Consider the following 15,478-nt stretch of genomic DNA (forward strand, 5'->3'; position numbering starts at 1 on the left):
GCAATGGCAACCGAAGGAGCAATCACGTGCAGGACCTGGATTCGATCACACAAGACTCTCTCGTCGCCAAAGGCGGCCGAAAATGGTCGAGTTTCCCCGGCAGCCTCGGCGCGTTCATCGCGGAGATGGACTTCGGTGTCGCTCCCGCAGTGCGCCAAGCGCTGCGTGAGATCGATGAACGGGATCTGTTCGGCTACGCTCCCCAAGCCATCGTCGCCGAACTCAAGTCGGCCACCTCGGCGTTCTACGCACAGCGTTACGGCTGGCAGGTCCCGACCGGTCACGTCGAACTCGCCAGCGATGTGATCGCCGGCTTCCTCGGCGTCCTCCAACATCTGACGCCGGTCGGCACGCCGATCGTCCTCCCCACCCCTGCCTACATGCCCTTCTTCGACGTCGCCCGGGTCACCGACCGCGAACTCATCGAGGTGCCGATGGTCCGATCCGAAACGGGTTGGGCGGTCGACCTCGATGCCGTGGACGCCGCGCTCACGCCCGGTGCCACGCTGGTCCTGTGCAATCCTCATAACCCGATCGGGAAGGTGTACACCGAGGCAGAGCTGCTCAAGCTCGCCGAGGTCGTCGAACGCAACGGTGCCCGCGTCTTCTCCGATGAGATCCACGCGCCACTCGTCTACGAACCGGCCCGCCACGTTCCCTATGCGAACTTGAACGAGACGACTGCGTCGCACACGGCCACGGCGACCGCCGCATCAAAAGCATTCAACATTCCGGGCCTCAAATGCGCACAGCTCATTCTCTCCGGTGCCGACGACCGAGCGGTCTGGGCGAAGAAGGGCAGCTTCGCCTCGGGTGCCGCTTCGAACCCGGGCATCCTCGCCACGACGGCGGCCTACGCCCAGTCCGCTGACTGGCTGTCCGACATCACCGCGTACCTCAAGGGCAATCGCGAGCTCCTCACGGACTTCGTCACCACGCATCTGCCCAACGCGACGTTCATTCCGCCCGAGGGAACCTACCTGGCGTGGTTGGACCTGCGCGGATACGGTCTCGAGACCGGGCTGTTCGACCACTTCAACGATCGTGCTCAGGTCGCCATCACCGACGGACGCCTGTGCGGTGCCGTGGGGGCCGGTCACATCCGGCTGAACTTCGCGCTCCCCCGCCCCCTGCTCAGGCAGGCTCTCGAGCGCATCGCCTCCGTGCTCTGATGACACTCGCGCCGGGGCCGATCCGGCGAGGTCGACCGGGCGACCCGGCTCGGCTGAATCGGCGACTCAGCCGGACTTCGGGGGCACGGGGGTGATTCCGAAGGGCGCCAGTCCGGCCGCTCCCCCATCCTCGGCGGTGAGCACCCAGACTCCCCCATCATGCCTGGCGATGCTGTGCTCCCAGTGGCTGGCGCGTGATCCGTCTTCGGTGACGACGGTCCAGTCGTCGGCCAACGTGATCGTCTCGCTGCTGCCGACGGTGAGCATGGGTTCGATCGCCAGACACATTCCGGGTTTGATCTTCGGCCCGTTCGACCGGGCGCGATAGTTGAGGACCTCGGGTGGCATGTGCATGGCCGTGCCGATTCCGTGACCGGTGAATTCCTCCACCAGGCCCAGTTCCGGGACCTCGCGGGAGACATGGTCATCGATCGCGTCGCCGATGTCGCTGACTCTGGTGCCTGCAGCGAATGCGGCGATGCCGACCCACATCGCCTTCTCGGTCGCCCGGGACAGTGAGAGGTCGGCTTCGGACCCGGCCCCTTCGCCGCCGACGATCATCGTGATCGCCGAATCGCCGTGGAAGCCCTCGACGATGGCCCCGCCGTCGATGGACACCAGGTCTCCGGCCTCGAGCACTCTGTCACCGGGAATGCCGTGCACAATCTCCTCGTTCACGGAGATGCACACCACGGCGGGAAAACCCTGGTAGCCCTTGAAATTCGACTGCGCGCCCGCCTCGGCGATGACGGACGCCGCCGCTGCATCCACCTCGGCGGTGGTGGCACCGGGAACGGCAGCCGTACGGGCGGCCTTGAGCACCTCAGCGGTGAGCACCCCGGCACGACGCATCACGACCAGCTGCTCGGCCGATTTGAGCTCGATCCGAGGACCGAAGATCATCTGATGGAGTCGAGGATGCGCTGGGTGATCTCTTCGACCTCGCCGAGCCCGTCGACCTGGCGCAGCAGACCGCGCTCACGGTAGATGTCGGTCAGTGGCTGCGTCTGTTCGGCATACACGTCGAGACGGTGTCGGATGACCTCTTCGCTGTCATCGCTGCGTCCCTCGGTCTGTGCACGTGCCAGCAGTCGGGCGACGACCTCATCCATATCTGCGGTGAGCTCGACGACCTGCTCGACCTCTTTGCCTTCGGCGGCGAGGATGCGGTCGAGCTCCTCGACCTGGGCGCTGGTGCGAGGGTACCCGTCGAGGAGGAAGCCCTCGGCTGCGTCATCCTGGCTGAGACGATCCGCGACCATCGAGTTGGTCACCTCGTCTGGCACGTACTCGCCGGCGTCCATATAGCGTTTGGCCAACTTGCCCAGTTCGGTCTCCGCCTTCACGTTGGCGCGGAAGATGTCGCCGGTCGAAATCGCAGGGATGTTCAGCGCCTCGGACAGTCGTGCCGCCTGAGTGCCTTTGCCGGCACCGGGTGGGCCGATGAGGATGATGCGTGTGCTCATGAGGTGTTTCCTTCCGATGGATGTCCGCGGTCGGGGTAGGTCAGCGCAGCAGGCCCTCGTAGTGGCGCTGCTGCATCTGTGCATCGATCTGCTTGACAGTCTCGAGACCCACACCCACCACGATCAGCAGCGAGGTGCCGCCGAACGGGAAGTTCTGGTTCGCGTTGATGAGCACCAGCGCGATCAGCGGAATCAGTGCGACGAAGGCCAGGTAGAGCGAGCCCGGGAAGTTGATGCGGCTGAGCACGAAGCTCAGATAGTCGGCTGTAGGCCGTCCGGCCCGGATACCGGGGATGAAGCCGCCGTACTTCTTCATGTTGTCGGCGACTTCCTCCGGGTTGAAGGTGATGGCGACGTAGAAGTAGGCGAAGAAGATCGTCAGCAACGCGTACACCGTGATGTAGAGCGGGTGGTCTCCGCGAGTGAAGTAGGTGTTGATCCACTCCACCCACTGGCTTTCCGGGTCACCGAACTGGGAGACCAGGCTGGGCAGGTAGAGGACCGAGGACGCGAAGATCACGGGGATCACGCCGGCCATGTTGACCTTGATCGGGATGTAGGTCGAGGTGCCGCCGAACATGCGACGCCCCACCATCCGCTTGGCATACTGGACCGGAATGCGCCGCTGGGACTGTTCGACGAACACGACGAGGGCAACGAGCACGAGCCCGATGGCCATGACGATGAGGAAGATGTCGACGCCCTGCTCGCGGAAGATCGCCCCCAGCGATGAGGGGAAGGCCGAGGCCACCGAGGTGAAGATGAGCAGCGACATTCCGTTGCCGACTCCGCGCTCGGTGATCTGCTCGCCCAACCACATGATCAGTCCGGTGCCTGCGGTCAGGGTCAGCACGAGGACACCGATCCCCCACCAGGTGTCATTGGTGATGAGGTCGTTGCAGCCCTCGACTTTGCCGAACAGAGCGCCCGACCGGACGGTGGCTACGAGCGTCGTCGAGTTGAGGATGGCCAGTCCGATGGTCAGGTAGCGCGTGTACTGAGTCAGCTTCGCCTGTCCCGAGGCACCCTCTTTGTGAAGCGACTCGAAGCGCGGGATGACCACGCGCAGAAGCTGAGTGATGATGCTAGCGGTGATGTAGGGCATGATGCCCAATGCGAAGATCGACAGCTGCAGCAGTGCACCACCGCTGAAGAGGTTGAGCATGGCGAAGCCGCCCTCGTTCAGCTGCGGGGAGGCCACACATTCCTGAACCTGGGTGTAGTCGATTCCCGGCGAGGGAATGAAGGAACCGAGGCGGAAGATCACGAGAATGCCCAGGGTGAAGAGGAGTTTGTTCCTCAGGTCGGGCGTTCTGAAGGCCCTCCGAATTGCGCCGATCAAGCGTCCTCCTCATTGGGGGATGAAAAAGTCAGGGTCGCTGATACGACCTGGCGAATGAGACAAATACCTGCAAAAGACTACCAGGGTATGACCGTCAGGCTGAAACCGAGACGGCGGTTCGGCCGTGCCTGACGACGGCTGTCATCTGGGGCGTGGGGAACGTTACCTCCCGGCACCTCGGCGCCGATCGAGAGTGCAGGCGCCAGGGTATGACGAAGGGGGCGGTCACTGGGTGACCGCCCCCTTCGTGAGAAACCTCAGACCCGCTGTGCGGGTGCTGTTCAGGCTTCGCTGGCGTTTCCGCCTGCAGCCTTGATCTTCTCGAGTGCTGAACCCGAGAACTTGTCTGCAGTGATGTTCAGAGCCACGGTGATCTCACCGGTGCCCAGAACCTTCACGGGCTGCTTCGGACGCACGGCGCCCTTGGCCACGAGATCGGCGACTGTGACGTCGCCGCCCTCGGGGAACAGGGCCGACAGCTTGTCGAGATTGACAACCTGGAACGTCACCTTAGCGGGGTTCTTGAACCCGCGCAGTTTCGGCAGACGCATGTGCATCGGAGTCTGTCCACCCTCGAAGCCGTGCGGAACCTGGTAACGGGCGTGTGTGCCCTTGGTTCCGCGACCGGCTGTCTTGCCCTTCGAAGCTTCACCGCGACCCACACGGGTCTTGGAGGTCTTGGCTCCTGGGGCAGGACGGAGATCGTGGACCTTGAGTGAGTCGTCGTTCGACATATCAATCCACCTCTTCCACGGTCACGAGGTGACGCACGGCATTGATCATTCCCCGGAGTTCCGGACGATCTTCGCACACCACCACATCGTCGATCCGCTTCAGTCCAAGCGAACGCAACGTGTCACGCTGCCTCTGCTTGCCACCGATTTCGGATTTGCGCTGAGTTACCTTGAGCTGTGCCATCAGGCCTTCGCCCCGCTTTCAGCAGCCGCCCGCAGCAATGCGTGAGGGGCGACCTCGTCGACGGGCAGACCGCGGCGAGCCGCGACCTGCTCAGGGCGTTCGAGGCCCTGCAGGGCCGTGATCGCCGCGTGAACGATGTTGATTGCGTTGGATGATCCCAGCGACTTGGACAGGATGTCCTGAACACCGGCAGCATCGAGGACCGCACGGACGGGGCCACCGGCGATGACGCCGGTACCGGGAGCGGCCGGGCGAAGCATGACGACGCCTGCGGCCGATTCACCCTGGATGGGGTGCGGAATGGTCTTCTGGATGCGTGGGACGCGGAAGAAGTTCTTCTTCGCCTCCTCGACACCCTTGGCAATGGCTGCGGGAACTTCCTTCGCCTTGCCGTAGCCCATTCCGACCATGCCGTCTCCGTCACCGACGACGACGAGGGCGGTGAAGGAGAACCGACGTCCACCCTTGACGACCTTCGACACACGGTTGATGGTCACCACATGCTCGATGAACTGGTTCTTCTCCTCGCGGTCTCCACGGCCGCCGCGTCCACGGCCTTCGCCGCGTCCGCGACCCTGGCCGCCTTGACCACCCTGGCCGCGACCTCGTGAGGAGCGATCACTGTTGTTATCGTTACGGGTCTCAGCAGCTGGCTGCTGTTCCTGGTTCTCTTCAGTGCTCATAGGGCCAATCCTCCTTCACGGGCACCTTCGGCGATTGCCTGCACACGACCGTGGTAGGCGTTGCCGCCACGGTCGAACACGACGGCTTCGATACCGGCGTCCTTGGCGCGCTGGGCAACCAGTGCGCCGACCTTGTGGGCCTTGCCGGTCTTGTCAGCCTCAAGCGTGCGCAGATCGGCTTCCATGGTGGAGGCCGATGCCAAGGTCTTGCCGACGGTATCGTCGATGACCTGGACAAAGACGTGGCGCGTGGAGCGAGTCACTGAAAGGCGAGGACGGTCCGTCGTACCGCTGACATGCTTGCGCAGACGAGCGTGACGACGTTTGCGGGCCGCAGCCCTGCCCTTGCCGTAGCTTTCCTTTTTGCCAAAGGCCATCTCTACTTACCAGCCTTTCCGACCTTGCGACGGACATTTTCTCCGGCATAGCGGACACCCTTGCCCTTGTAGGGTTCGGGCTTGCGCAGCTTCCGGATGTTGGCAGCGGTCTCTCCGACCAGCTGCTTGTCGATGCCGTGCACTGCCAGCTTGGTCTGTCCGTCGACCGTGAAGGAGATTCCCTCGGGCGGTTCGACGGTGATCGAGTGGCTGTAGCCCAGGGCGAACTCGAGGTTCGATCCCTTGGCCAGCACGCGGTAACCGGTGCCGACGATCTCGAGCGACTTGGAATAGCCGTCGGTCACGCCGACGATCATGTTGTTGATCATCGTGCGGGACAGTCCGTGCAGCGAACGCGATTCGCGCTCCTCGTCCGGACGGGTCACTGTCACGACCCCATCGTCGAGCGATACGCTGATCGGCTCGGAGATGGTGGCGGACAGATCGCCCTTGGGTCCCGTGACGGCGACATCCTGGCCGTCGATCTTGACCTCTACGCCAGTCGGGACGGAGATCGGGCGCTTGCCAATACGTGACATGTTCTTCTCTCCTTCCTTACCAGACGTAGGCGAGGACTTCCCCACCCACACCCTTCTTGGCGGCCTGTCGGTCCGTCAGGAGACCTGACGACGTCGACAGAATGGCGATGCCGAGTCCACCGAGGACCTTGGGCAGGTTGGTCGACTTCGCGTAGACGCGCAGCCCGGGCTTCGACACGCGGCGCAGGCCGGCGATCGAACGCTCGCGGTTGGGACCGAACTTGAGGTCCATGAAGAGGGTCTTTCCGACCTGAGCGTCCTCGACGCTCCAGCCGGTGATGTAACCCTCGATCTTCAGGATCTCGGCGATGTTGGATTTCAGCTTCGAGAACGGCATGCTGACGTCCTCGTGATAAGCCGAGTTGGCGTTGCGCAGACGTGTCAACATGTCTGCGACTGGATCAGTCATTGTCATTTGGGCTCTAGCCCTTCCTCGTTACGGTTTCCGCCCACGCGGCGCGCGCTTGGACCTGCAACGTAGCGATTATTTTGTCTTGAACGGGAACCCGAGGTGACGCAGAAGTGCACGTCCCTCGTCGTCGGTGTTCGCTGTAGTCACGACTGTGATATCCATACCACGGACACGGTCGATCCGGTCCTGATCGATCTCGTGGAACATCGACTGCTCCGTGAGACCGAAAGTGTAGTTACCGTTCCCGTCGAACTGACGATCCGAGAGGCCGCGGAAATCGCGGATACGCGGAAGAGCCAGAGTGATCACACGATCGATGAATTCCCACATCCGGGCTCCACGCATGGTCACGTGGGCACCGATGGGCTGACCTTCGCGCAACTTGAACTGGGCGACCGACTTCCTCGCCCGTGTCACGACCGGCTTCTGACCGGTGATCAGAGTCAGATCGTTGATTGCGCCTTCGATCAGCTTCGAATCGCGTGCTGCGTCACCCACACCCATATTCACGACGACCTTGGTCAGTCCCGGAATCTGCATGGGGTTGGCATAGTTGAACTCGTCCTGCAGCTTCGCCACGATGTCATCGCGGTAAACCTGCTTGAGGCGTGGCGCTGGACGGCTCGTTGTTGTTTCCGTCATCAGATCTCCTCCCCGGTGCGACGCGAGATGCGAACCCGAACGGTCTTGCTGCGACCATCGCGTTCAACGGTCTCCTCGCGGTATCCGACGCGGGTGGGCTTGTTGTCCTTGGGATCAACGAGCGCCACGTTGGACACGTGGATTGGGGCTTCGTGGGTCTCACGGCCGCCGGCGGCGCCGCCGGCCTGAGTCTGCGTTGCCTTCTTGTGCTTGATCACGCGGTTGATGCCCTCAACGAGGACGCGGTTGCGTTCCGGGTACACGGCAAGAACCTTGCCCTGCTTCCCACGATCGCCACCCCGTGACTGACGGGCGCCTGCAATCACCTGGACGAGGTCGCCCTTCTTGATCTTGAGCTTGTTCGCCATGCTCACAACACCTCCGGTGCCAGGGAGACGATCTTCATGAACTTCTTGTCGCGCAATTCGCGTCCCACGGGACCGAAGATACGGGTTCCGCGTGGTTCGCCATCTGTCTTGAGGATGACTGCTGCATTCTCGTCGAACTTGATGTACGAACCATCGGGACGACGGCGTTCCTTGGCGGTCCGAACGATGACTGCCTTGACGACGTCACCCCTCTTCACGTTTCCACCAGGAATTGCGTCTTTGACGGTTGCCACGATGGTGTCCCCGATCGAGGCATAGCGCCGACCGGAGCCGCCCAGAATCCTGATTGCCAGGATCTGCTTGGCACCAGTGTTGTCGGCGACCTTGAGTCGCGACTCTTGCTGAATCACTATTTTCTCCTGTCGTCGCGCTGGTTCTCACGCGAATGCATGAGCCTTGCGGAACGGATTAATGACATTCCACCCCATTCCCGGTAGCCGCCCACGACCTCATCGAGGTCGTGGGCGGGACCGGGTGGGAGGGGTGGCGTCGGCTTACTTGGCGCGTTCGAGGATCTCGACGAGCCGCCAACGCTTCGCGGCCGAGATCGGACGCGTTTCGGCTACGAGGACGAGGTCACCGACACCGGCGGTGTCCTCCTCATCGTGAACCTTGTACTTCACCGACTGGCGCAGGACCTTGCCGTAGAGGCGGTGCGTCTTGCGCTCCTCCACCTCGACGACGATCGTCTTCTGCATCTTGTCGGAAACAACGTAGCCGCGCGCAGTCTTGCGGGTGTTGCGCTCCTCAGGCGTTGCCTCGGGATTGGTGGTCTCCGCCATCACTTGTCCTCTTCCTTAGCGTCAGCAGGGTTCGGACGAATGTCCAGTTCCCGCTCATTGAGCACGGTGTAGATACGAGCGATGTCGCGACGCACGGCCTTCAGACGGCCATGGCTCTCCAGCTGGCCGGTGGCCGACTGGAAGCGCAGGTTGAACAGCTCGGCCTTGGCCTTCTTGAGCTCCTCGAGCAGACGCTCGTTGTCATAACCGTCAAGTGCGTCCATGGAAAGGCTCTTCGAACCGATTGCCATACTCACTCACCACCTTCGCGGGCCACGATACGGGCCTTGAGCGGAAGCTTGTGGATCGCCAGGCGCAGGGCCTCGCGAGCAACTTCCTCGGACACACCGGCGAGCTCGAACAGAACCCGGCCCGGCTTGACATTGGCGACCCACCACTCCGGCGAACCCTTACCGGAACCCATGCGGGTCTCGGCAGGCTTCTTCGTCAGCGGCTGATCAGGGTAGATGTTGATCCACACCTTGCCGCCGCGCTTGATATAGCGGGTCATGGCAATACGTGCGGCCTCGATCTGCCGGTTGGTGATGTAGGCGGGCTCGATGGCCTGGATGCCGTAGTCACCGAACGACACCTTGGTGCCGCCCTTGGCTGCGCCGCCCCGCTTGGGGTGATGCTGCTTGCGGTATTTAACCCGACGAGGGATCAACATGTGTCAGCCCTCCGATCCGGCCTCAGCCGCGGGGGCCTCGGCATTGTTGTCTGTGCTGCGGCCCTGGTCGTTCCGGCGCGATGCGCCTTCCTGACCACGACCGCGGCCTCCACGACCGCGCCCCCGGCCACGCGGGCCGCGAGCAGCAGGAGCCTTCGCCTGCTCGGCGGCAAGCTCCTTGTCGGTCATATCGCCCTTGTAGATCCACACCTTGACACCGATGCGGCCAAAGGTGGTGTGTGCTTCGTGAACTCCGAAGTCGATGTTCGCACGCAGGGTGTGCAGAGGCACACGACCTTCGCGGTAGAACTCGCTGCGGCTCATCTCAGCACCGCCGAGGCGGCCCGAGCACTGAACGCGGATGCCCTTGGCACCTGCACGCTGAGCGCTCTGGATCGACTTGCGCATCGCGCGGCGGAATGCCACACGGCTGGCGAGCTGCTCGGCAACTCCCTGAGCAACGAGCTGCGCGTCGATCTCCGCATTCTTCACCTCAAGGATATTGAGCTGAATCTGCTTGCCGGTGAGCTTCTCGAGCTGACCGCGGATGCGATCGGCTTCGGCTCCACGACGTCCAATGACAATGCCCGGTCGGGCAGTGTGGATGTCCACCCGGACACGGTCACGTGTGCGCTCGATGTTGACCTTGGAGATGCCGGCGCGCTCAAGGCCCTTGGACATCATCTGTCGGATCTTCACATCTTCGAGCACGTAGTCGCTGTAGCGCTGACCCGGTTTGGTCGAGTCAGCAAACCACTTCGACTTGTGATCCGTGGTGATTCCGAGTCGGAATCCGTTCGGATTGATTTTCTGGCCCATTAACGGTTCCCCTTCCGGCTCTTGCGCTGAGGCAGGTCGTCACCGCTGGCCAGGACCACTGATACGTGGCTCGTGCGCTTCTCGATGCGAAAAGCGCGACCCTGGGCACGCGGACGGAACCGCTTCATGGTTGGTCCCTCGTCCACGAAGGCTTCGGAGATGACCAGTTCGTTCTCGTCGAACGCAACGCCTTCCTCGTCGGCCCGGACACGCGCATTGGCGATGCCGGAGGCAACGAGCTTGTAAATCGGATCGGATGCCGATTGTTCTGCAAACTTCAACACCGCAAGTGCTTCGGTCGCCTGCTGACCACGAATGAGGTCGATGACGCGCCGAGCCTTGCGAGGCGTAACGCGCAGGTAACGCGCCTTAGCCTTGGCTTCCATCGCTTCCTTCTCTCTTGTTTAGGATCGTAGGAGTGCCCCGCCTCAGCGGCGGCGACCCTTGCGATCGTCCTTTTCGTGGCCACGGAACGTCCGTGTCGGTGCGAACTCGCCAAGCTTATGTCCGACCATGGCTTCAGTGATGAAGACTGGAACATGCTTGCGTCCGTCATGTACCGCGATGGTGTGTCCCAGGAAGTCCGGGATGATCATCGAGCGACGAGACCATGTCTTGATTACGTTTTTCGTGTTCTTCTCGTTCTGAACGGCCACCTTCTGGTACAGGTGTTCGTCGACGAAAGGACCCTTTTTGAGGCTACGAGGCATAAGTCAGTACTCCAATCAGCGCTTCTTGCCGGTCCGGCGACGGCGCACGATGTACTTGTCGCTCTCTTTGTTCGGCCGACGAGTGCGGCCCTCTAGCTGACCCCACGGGCTGACTGGGTGACGACCACCCGAGGTACGGCCCTCGCCACCACCATGCGGGTGATCGATCGGGTTCATGACGACACCGCGCACGGTTGGGCGCTTGCCCTTCCAACGCATGCGACCTGCTTTGCCCCAGCTGATGTTCGACTGCTCGGCATTGCCGACTGCGCCGATCGTGCCACGGCAGCGCGCGTCCACATTGCGGATTTCGCCCGAAGGCATCCGCAGCTGAGCGAACCGTCCGTACTTCGCCACGAGCTGCACGGAAGATCCGGCAGAGCGTGCGATCTTGGCACCGCCACCGGGACGCATCTCAACTGCGTGCAGCACGGTGCCGACTGGGGTGTTGCGCAGGGCGAGGTTGTTGCCCGGCTTGATGTCTGCGCCCACTCCGGCTTCCACCTGCGCACCCGGCTTGAGGTTCTGCGGGGCGAGGATGTAGCGCTTCTCACCATCTGCATAGTGCAGAAGAGCGATCCGCGCGGTGCGGTTGGGGTCGTATTCGATGTGAGCGACCTTCGCCGGAACGCCATCTTTGTCATGGCGGCGGAAGTCGATGACACGGTACTGACGCTTGTGGCCGCCGCCCTGATGGCGAGTGGTCACGCGTCCCTGGCTGTTGCGGCCACCGCGCTTGGGCAGTGGGCGCAGAAGTGACTTCTCCGGTGTAGACCGGGTCACTTCGACGAAGTCGGCGACCGATGAGCCACGACGGCCCGGGGTCGTCGGCTTGTGCTTACGGATTCCCATGAGTCTTGTCCTTCTTTTACGAAGGATCGCTTAGAGCGATCCACCGAAGATGTCGATCGATCCGTCCTTGAGGGCGACAATGGCACGCTTGGTATCCTTGCGCTTGCCCCAGCCTGTGCGGGTGCGACGGCGCTTGCCCTGACGATTCAGGGTGTTGACCTTGTCGACCTGCACATTGAAGATCGATTCAATGGCTTGCTTGATCTCGGTCTTGTTCGACCCCTGATCGACGAGGAAGGTGTACTTTCCTTCGTCCATCAGGCTGTAGGTCTTTTCCGAGACGACCGGTGCGACGATGATGTCGCGTGGGTCCTTGAAGTTCAGACTCATGATGCGTCCTCCGATTTGCGGTATCCGCCCAGGAACGTCTCCAGCGCTGACTCGGTGAACACGATGTCATCGGCGACCAACACATCGTATGTGTTGAGCTGGTCCGAGGTGAGCACGTGGACGTGAGGCAGGTTGCGAACGCTGCGGTAGGACAGCTCATCGTCACGGTCGAGCACCACGAGGGTGTTCTTGCGATCGGACAGGCCGGCCAGGGCCAGCTTCGCCTGCTTGGTCGACGGCGCTTCGCCTGTGACCAGGTTCTTCACGACGAAGACCTGATCGAGACGTGCACGATCCGAGAGAGCACCGCGCAGAGCCGCGGTCTTCATCTTCTTGGGGGTCCGCTGCGAGTAATCGCGAGGAACCGGCCCGTGCACGATTCCACCGCCGTTGTACTGAGGGGCGCGGATCGAGCCCTGACGGGCATTGCCGGTTCCCTTCTGGCGGTAGGGCTTGCGACCGCCACCGCGAACTTCGGAGCGGGTCTTTGTCTTATGTGTACCCTGCCGGGCTGCTGCCAGCTGCGCGACGACAACCTGGTGGATCAGCGGCACATTGGTCTGCACGCCGAAGATCTCGGCCGGCAGGTCAACGGATCCGGTCTTCGCACCAGTGGCATCGACAACGTCGACTGTCTTGACATCAGTCATTACGTTCAGGCCTCCTTCGCGGCCGAGCGAACGAGAACGACTGCACCCTTGGGGCCGGGAACGGCACCCTTGATGAGCAGGAAGTTGTTCTCGGCATCCACGGCGTGGATCGTGAGGTTCTGGGTGGTGTGCTTGACTGCACCCATACGGCCGGCCATGCGCGTACCCTTGAACACGCGACCCGGGGTCGCGGCTCCGCCGATCGCACCCGGCTTGCGGTGGTTGCGGTGCTGTCCGTGGGAGGCGCCGACGCCCTGGAAGCCATGAAGCTTCATGACACCGGCGGTTCCCTTACCCTTGGTCTTTGCGGTCACGTCGACCTTGATCCCGGCATCGAACGTATCGACTCCGAGCTCCTGACCCAGCGCGTAGTCGTCAGCGTCTGCAGTGCGCAGCTCGACGAGGTGACGACGTGGGGTCACGCCGGCCTTCTCGAAGTGGCCTGCGTTCGGCTTGTTGACCTTGCGCGGATCGATCTCGCCGAACGCGATCTGCACTGCCGGGTAACCATCGGTTTCCTGGTTGCGGATCTGAGTCACGACATTGCTGCCGGCGGCCACTACGGTCACCGGTACGAGATTGTTCTGCTCATCCCAGACCTGGGTCATGCCCAGCTTGGTTCCCAGAAGGCCCTTGACCTTGCGGGTCGTCGGGAGAGCTGATGAACGATTGTTCGTCATAGTTGCCTCCCTCAGAGCTTGATCTCGATGTTGACGTCGTCGGCGAGGTCGAGACGCATGAGCGAATCGACGGCCTTCGGCGTCGGATCGACGATGTCGATCAGACGCTTGTGCGTGCGCATTTCGAAATGCTCACGGCTGTCCTTGTACTTGTGTGGCGAACGGATGACGCAGTACACGTTCTTCTCCGTTGGCAACGGCACGGGGCCCACAACAGTCGCACCTGCGCGAGTGACGGTGTCCACGATCTTGCGTGCGGCACTGTCAATCACTGCGTGGTCGTACGACTTGAGCCGAATGCGGATCTTCTGTCCCGCCATGGCGTCGTCTCTTTCTTTAGTTGCTTCCGGCCATCAACCGACAGGCGAATTCCTCGCCTGTGGTCTGTGCCGACTGACCATGACCGACCCCCGAGGTCGGGCGTGTCGGCTATACCTTGCGGAGAATCTTCCAACTCTCACCCGGGGCCGACGGCGCTTCTACTCATTGGCTGCTCGGTCCGAACCCGCTCTCAGGCAGATTCATCGATCCGATAGTGTTCCGGGCTGTTCGCGGTATCGCTACCGCAGTGCAGGGGCCAACGCCCAGAACGCAACCTCACTATCTTGTCATATACCACTTCGTCCGCGCAATTCCGGACATCTTCTCTGTGAGGCATTTCATGGCAGTGCGCACGTTCCCTTCGCCGAGCAGCGTGGCACCCACCGATGAATGCACGGAACCCCGGCCCTCACGGGACCGGGGTTCCGAATCGATCGGTCAGGACATGCGCCCCGACGTCAAGGCCTGAGCCTCAGCGATCGACGGTGTATCAGGCGTTGATCTTCGTCACACGACCAGCGCCGACCGTACGTCCACCCTCGCGGATGGCGAAGCGGAGGCCCTCCTCCATGGCGATCGGCTGGATCAGCTCGACCGACATGTCGGTGTTGTCTCCGGGCATGACCATCTCGGTGCCCTCGGGCAGCTGGATGACGCCGGTGACGTCCGTCGTCCGGAAGTAGAACTGAGGACGGTAGTTCGAGTAGAACGGGTTGTGACGTCCGCCCTCGTCCTTGCTCAGGATGTAGACCTGACCTTCGAACTTGGTGTGCGGAGTGATCGACCCCGGCTTCACGATGACCTGTCCGCGCTCGACATCTTCGCGCTTGGTGCCACGCAGGAGGAGACCGACGTTCTCGCCTGCACGTGCGTCAGGCAGAGTCTTGCGGAACATCTCGATTGCGGTGACGGCCGTCTTGGACGACTTCTCCTTGATGCCGACGATTTCGATGTCGTCGTTGGGCAGCAGGACACCGCGCTCGACACGACCGGTGACGACGGTTCCACGACCGGTGATCGTGAAGACGTCCTCGACGGGCATCAGGAAGGGCTTGTCGACGTCGCGCTCCGGCTCGGGAACGTTGTCGTCGACGGCCTCCATGAGGTCCTCAACGCTCTTGACCCACTTCTCGTCGCCTTCCAGCGCCTTAAGAGCGGACACCGGGATGACCGGGGCGTTGTCTCCGTCGAAGTCCTGGCTCGAGAGCAGATCGCGAACTTCGAAGTCGACGAGCTCGAGGAGCTCCTCGTCATCGACCATATCGGACTTGTTCAGTGCGACGACGATGTAGGGGACGCCCACCTGGCGAGCCAGCAGAACGTGCTCACGGGTCTGCGGCATCGGACCGTCAGTGGCGGCGACCACGAGGATCGCGCCGTCCATCTGAGCAGCACCGGTGATCATGTTCTTGATGTAGTCGGCGTGACCAGGGGCATCGACGTGCGCGTAGTGGCGCTTCTCGGTCTGATACTCAACGTGCGAGACGTTGATAGTGATGCCGCGCTCCTTCTCCTCAGGTGCGTTGTCCACCTGGTCGAAGGCCTGAGCCTGGTTGAGTTCTGGGTACTTGTCCGCCAGGACCTTGGTGATCGCGGCGGTCAAGGTGGTCTTTCCGTGGTCAACGTGGCCAATGGTACCAATGTTGACGTGCGGCTTATTCCTGTCGAAATTAGCCTTTGCCACTGGGTTCCTCCTCGTGGTTGGCAAAAGATATGCGGTTCAT

The 15,478-nt window shown here is 62.3% G+C and carries 25 protein-coding genes; 1 reads left to right on the forward strand and 24 read right to left on the reverse strand.

The features are described from left to right. The first annotated feature begins 26 nt into the window (after nt 1-26). The gene (locus BKA07_RS16180) at nt 27-1,172 is read left to right on the forward strand and encodes an aminotransferase class I/II-fold pyridoxal phosphate-dependent enzyme (protein ID WP_167951856.1); all 1,146 of its coding nucleotides are present in this window, start codon (nt 27-29) and stop codon (nt 1,170-1,172) included. A gap of 66 nt (nt 1,173-1,238) precedes the next feature. Here BKA07_RS16180 and map read toward each other — a convergent pair whose 3' ends face one another. The 24 genes from map to tuf all read right to left on the reverse strand — a co-directional run bounded on the left by map (nt 1,239) and on the right by tuf (nt 15,438). Beyond that, a complete protein-coding gene (map, locus tag BKA07_RS16185) occupies nt 1,239-2,075 on the reverse strand; it encodes a type I methionyl aminopeptidase (RefSeq protein WP_167951857.1) in 837 nt (278 codons plus the stop codon). Continuing rightward, entirely contained in the window at nt 2,072-2,638 is a 567-nt protein-coding gene (locus tag BKA07_RS16190) for an adenylate kinase (RefSeq protein ID WP_167951858.1), read from the reverse strand. The genes map and BKA07_RS16190 overlap by 4 nt, the downstream gene beginning before the upstream one ends. Nucleotides 2,639-2,678: 40 nt before the next feature. Further along, nucleotides 2,679-3,980, reverse strand: a complete 1,302-nt coding sequence (gene secY / locus BKA07_RS16195; protein WP_167951859.1) for a preprotein translocase subunit SecY — start codon at nt 3,978-3,980, stop codon at nt 2,679-2,681. A 281-nt stretch (nt 3,981-4,261) separates the two neighbouring features. Continuing rightward, a complete protein-coding gene (gene rplO / locus BKA07_RS16200) occupies nt 4,262-4,714 on the reverse strand; it encodes a 50S ribosomal protein L15 (RefSeq protein WP_167951860.1) in 453 nt (150 codons plus the stop codon). A gap of 1 nt (nt 4,715) precedes the next feature. Next, nucleotides 4,716-4,898 (reverse strand): 50S ribosomal protein L30, encoded by a 183-nt coding sequence (gene rpmD, locus BKA07_RS16205; protein ID WP_167951861.1) that lies wholly within the window; start codon nt 4,896-4,898, stop codon nt 4,716-4,718. Continuing rightward, complete coding sequence (rpsE, locus tag BKA07_RS16210; RefSeq protein ID WP_209044002.1) at nt 4,898-5,581, reverse strand: 30S ribosomal protein S5; 684 nt, start codon at nt 5,579-5,581, stop codon at nt 4,898-4,900. The genes rpmD and rpsE overlap by 1 nt, the downstream gene beginning before the upstream one ends. Then, nucleotides 5,578-5,958 carry a 50S ribosomal protein L18 gene (gene rplR / locus BKA07_RS16215; protein ID WP_167951862.1) on the reverse strand — a complete coding sequence of 127 codons (381 nt, stop codon included), beginning with the start codon at nt 5,956-5,958 and terminating at the stop codon, nt 5,578-5,580. The genes rpsE and rplR overlap by 4 nt, the downstream gene beginning before the upstream one ends. 2 nt (nt 5,959-5,960) lie before the next feature. Then, a complete protein-coding gene (rplF, locus tag BKA07_RS16220) occupies nt 5,961-6,497 on the reverse strand; it encodes a 50S ribosomal protein L6 (RefSeq protein ID WP_167951864.1) in 537 nt (178 codons plus the stop codon). Nucleotides 6,498-6,513: 16 nt separating this feature from the next. Continuing rightward, on the reverse strand, nt 6,514-6,912 hold the full coding sequence (gene rpsH / locus BKA07_RS16225; RefSeq protein ID WP_167951866.1) for a 30S ribosomal protein S8: 399 nt from the start codon (nt 6,910-6,912) through the stop codon (nt 6,514-6,516). 69 nt (nt 6,913-6,981) lie between these two features. Next, complete coding sequence (rplE, locus tag BKA07_RS16230; protein WP_167951868.1) at nt 6,982-7,551, reverse strand: 50S ribosomal protein L5; 570 nt, start codon at nt 7,549-7,551, stop codon at nt 6,982-6,984. Continuing rightward, nucleotides 7,551-7,919 carry a 50S ribosomal protein L24 gene (gene rplX / locus BKA07_RS16235; RefSeq protein WP_167951870.1) on the reverse strand — a complete coding sequence of 123 codons (369 nt, stop codon included), beginning with the start codon at nt 7,917-7,919 and terminating at the stop codon, nt 7,551-7,553. Before rplX ends, rplE begins: the two co-directional genes overlap by 1 nt. Before the next feature lie 2 nt (nt 7,920-7,921). Then, nucleotides 7,922-8,290, reverse strand: coding sequence for a 50S ribosomal protein L14 (gene rplN / locus BKA07_RS16240; RefSeq protein WP_167951872.1), 369 nt, complete (start codon nt 8,288-8,290; stop codon nt 7,922-7,924). A gap of 144 nt (nt 8,291-8,434) precedes the next feature. Next, entirely contained in the window at nt 8,435-8,722 is a 288-nt protein-coding gene (rpsQ, locus tag BKA07_RS16245) for a 30S ribosomal protein S17 (protein WP_167951874.1), read from the reverse strand. Then, the gene (rpmC, locus tag BKA07_RS16250) at nt 8,722-8,973 is read right to left on the reverse strand and encodes a 50S ribosomal protein L29 (protein ID WP_167951875.1); all 252 of its coding nucleotides are present in this window, start codon (nt 8,971-8,973) and stop codon (nt 8,722-8,724) included. The genes rpsQ and rpmC overlap by 1 nt, the downstream gene beginning before the upstream one ends. Nucleotides 8,974-8,975: 2 nt before the next feature. After that, entirely contained in the window at nt 8,976-9,392 is a 417-nt protein-coding gene (gene rplP, locus BKA07_RS16255) for a 50S ribosomal protein L16 (protein ID WP_167951876.1), read from the reverse strand. A 3-nt stretch (nt 9,393-9,395) separates the two neighbouring features. Beyond that, on the reverse strand, nt 9,396-10,211 hold the full coding sequence (gene rpsC, locus BKA07_RS16260; RefSeq protein WP_167951878.1) for a 30S ribosomal protein S3: 816 nt from the start codon (nt 10,209-10,211) through the stop codon (nt 9,396-9,398). Then, nucleotides 10,211-10,597, reverse strand: coding sequence for a 50S ribosomal protein L22 (rplV, locus tag BKA07_RS16265; RefSeq protein WP_167951880.1), 387 nt, complete (start codon nt 10,595-10,597; stop codon nt 10,211-10,213). Before rplV ends, rpsC begins: the two co-directional genes overlap by 1 nt. A 42-nt stretch (nt 10,598-10,639) precedes the next feature. Beyond that, a complete protein-coding gene (gene rpsS, locus BKA07_RS16270) occupies nt 10,640-10,921 on the reverse strand; it encodes a 30S ribosomal protein S19 (protein ID WP_167951882.1) in 282 nt (93 codons plus the stop codon). A 15-nt stretch (nt 10,922-10,936) separates the two neighbouring features. Further along, a complete protein-coding gene (gene rplB, locus BKA07_RS16275; protein ID WP_167951884.1) occupies nt 10,937-11,773 on the reverse strand; it encodes a 50S ribosomal protein L2 in 837 nt (278 codons plus the stop codon). A gap of 30 nt (nt 11,774-11,803) precedes the next feature. Continuing rightward, nucleotides 11,804-12,103, reverse strand: a complete 300-nt coding sequence (gene rplW, locus BKA07_RS16280) for a 50S ribosomal protein L23 (protein WP_167951886.1) — start codon at nt 12,101-12,103, stop codon at nt 11,804-11,806. Next, nucleotides 12,100-12,753, reverse strand: a complete 654-nt coding sequence (rplD, locus tag BKA07_RS16285; RefSeq protein WP_167951888.1) for a 50S ribosomal protein L4 — start codon at nt 12,751-12,753, stop codon at nt 12,100-12,102. Before rplD ends, rplW begins: the two co-directional genes overlap by 4 nt. 5 nt (nt 12,754-12,758) lie before the next feature. After that, complete coding sequence (rplC, locus tag BKA07_RS16290) at nt 12,759-13,433, reverse strand: 50S ribosomal protein L3 (RefSeq protein WP_167951890.1); 675 nt, start codon at nt 13,431-13,433, stop codon at nt 12,759-12,761. 11 nt (nt 13,434-13,444) lie between these two features. Continuing rightward, nucleotides 13,445-13,753, reverse strand: a complete 309-nt coding sequence (gene rpsJ / locus BKA07_RS16295) for a 30S ribosomal protein S10 (protein ID WP_009379191.1) — start codon at nt 13,751-13,753, stop codon at nt 13,445-13,447. A gap of 491 nt (nt 13,754-14,244) precedes the next feature. Continuing rightward, nucleotides 14,245-15,438: an elongation factor Tu gene (gene tuf, locus BKA07_RS16300; RefSeq protein WP_167951892.1), complete on the reverse strand. Its 1,194-nt coding sequence runs from the start codon at nt 15,436-15,438 to the stop codon at nt 14,245-14,247. Between the last annotated feature and the right edge of the window lie 40 nt (nt 15,439-15,478).

It is taken from the genome of Brevibacterium marinum (assembly GCF_011927955.1).
In the GTDB taxonomy this organism is placed as follows: domain Bacteria; phylum Actinomycetota; class Actinomycetes; order Actinomycetales; family Brevibacteriaceae; genus Brevibacterium; species Brevibacterium marinum.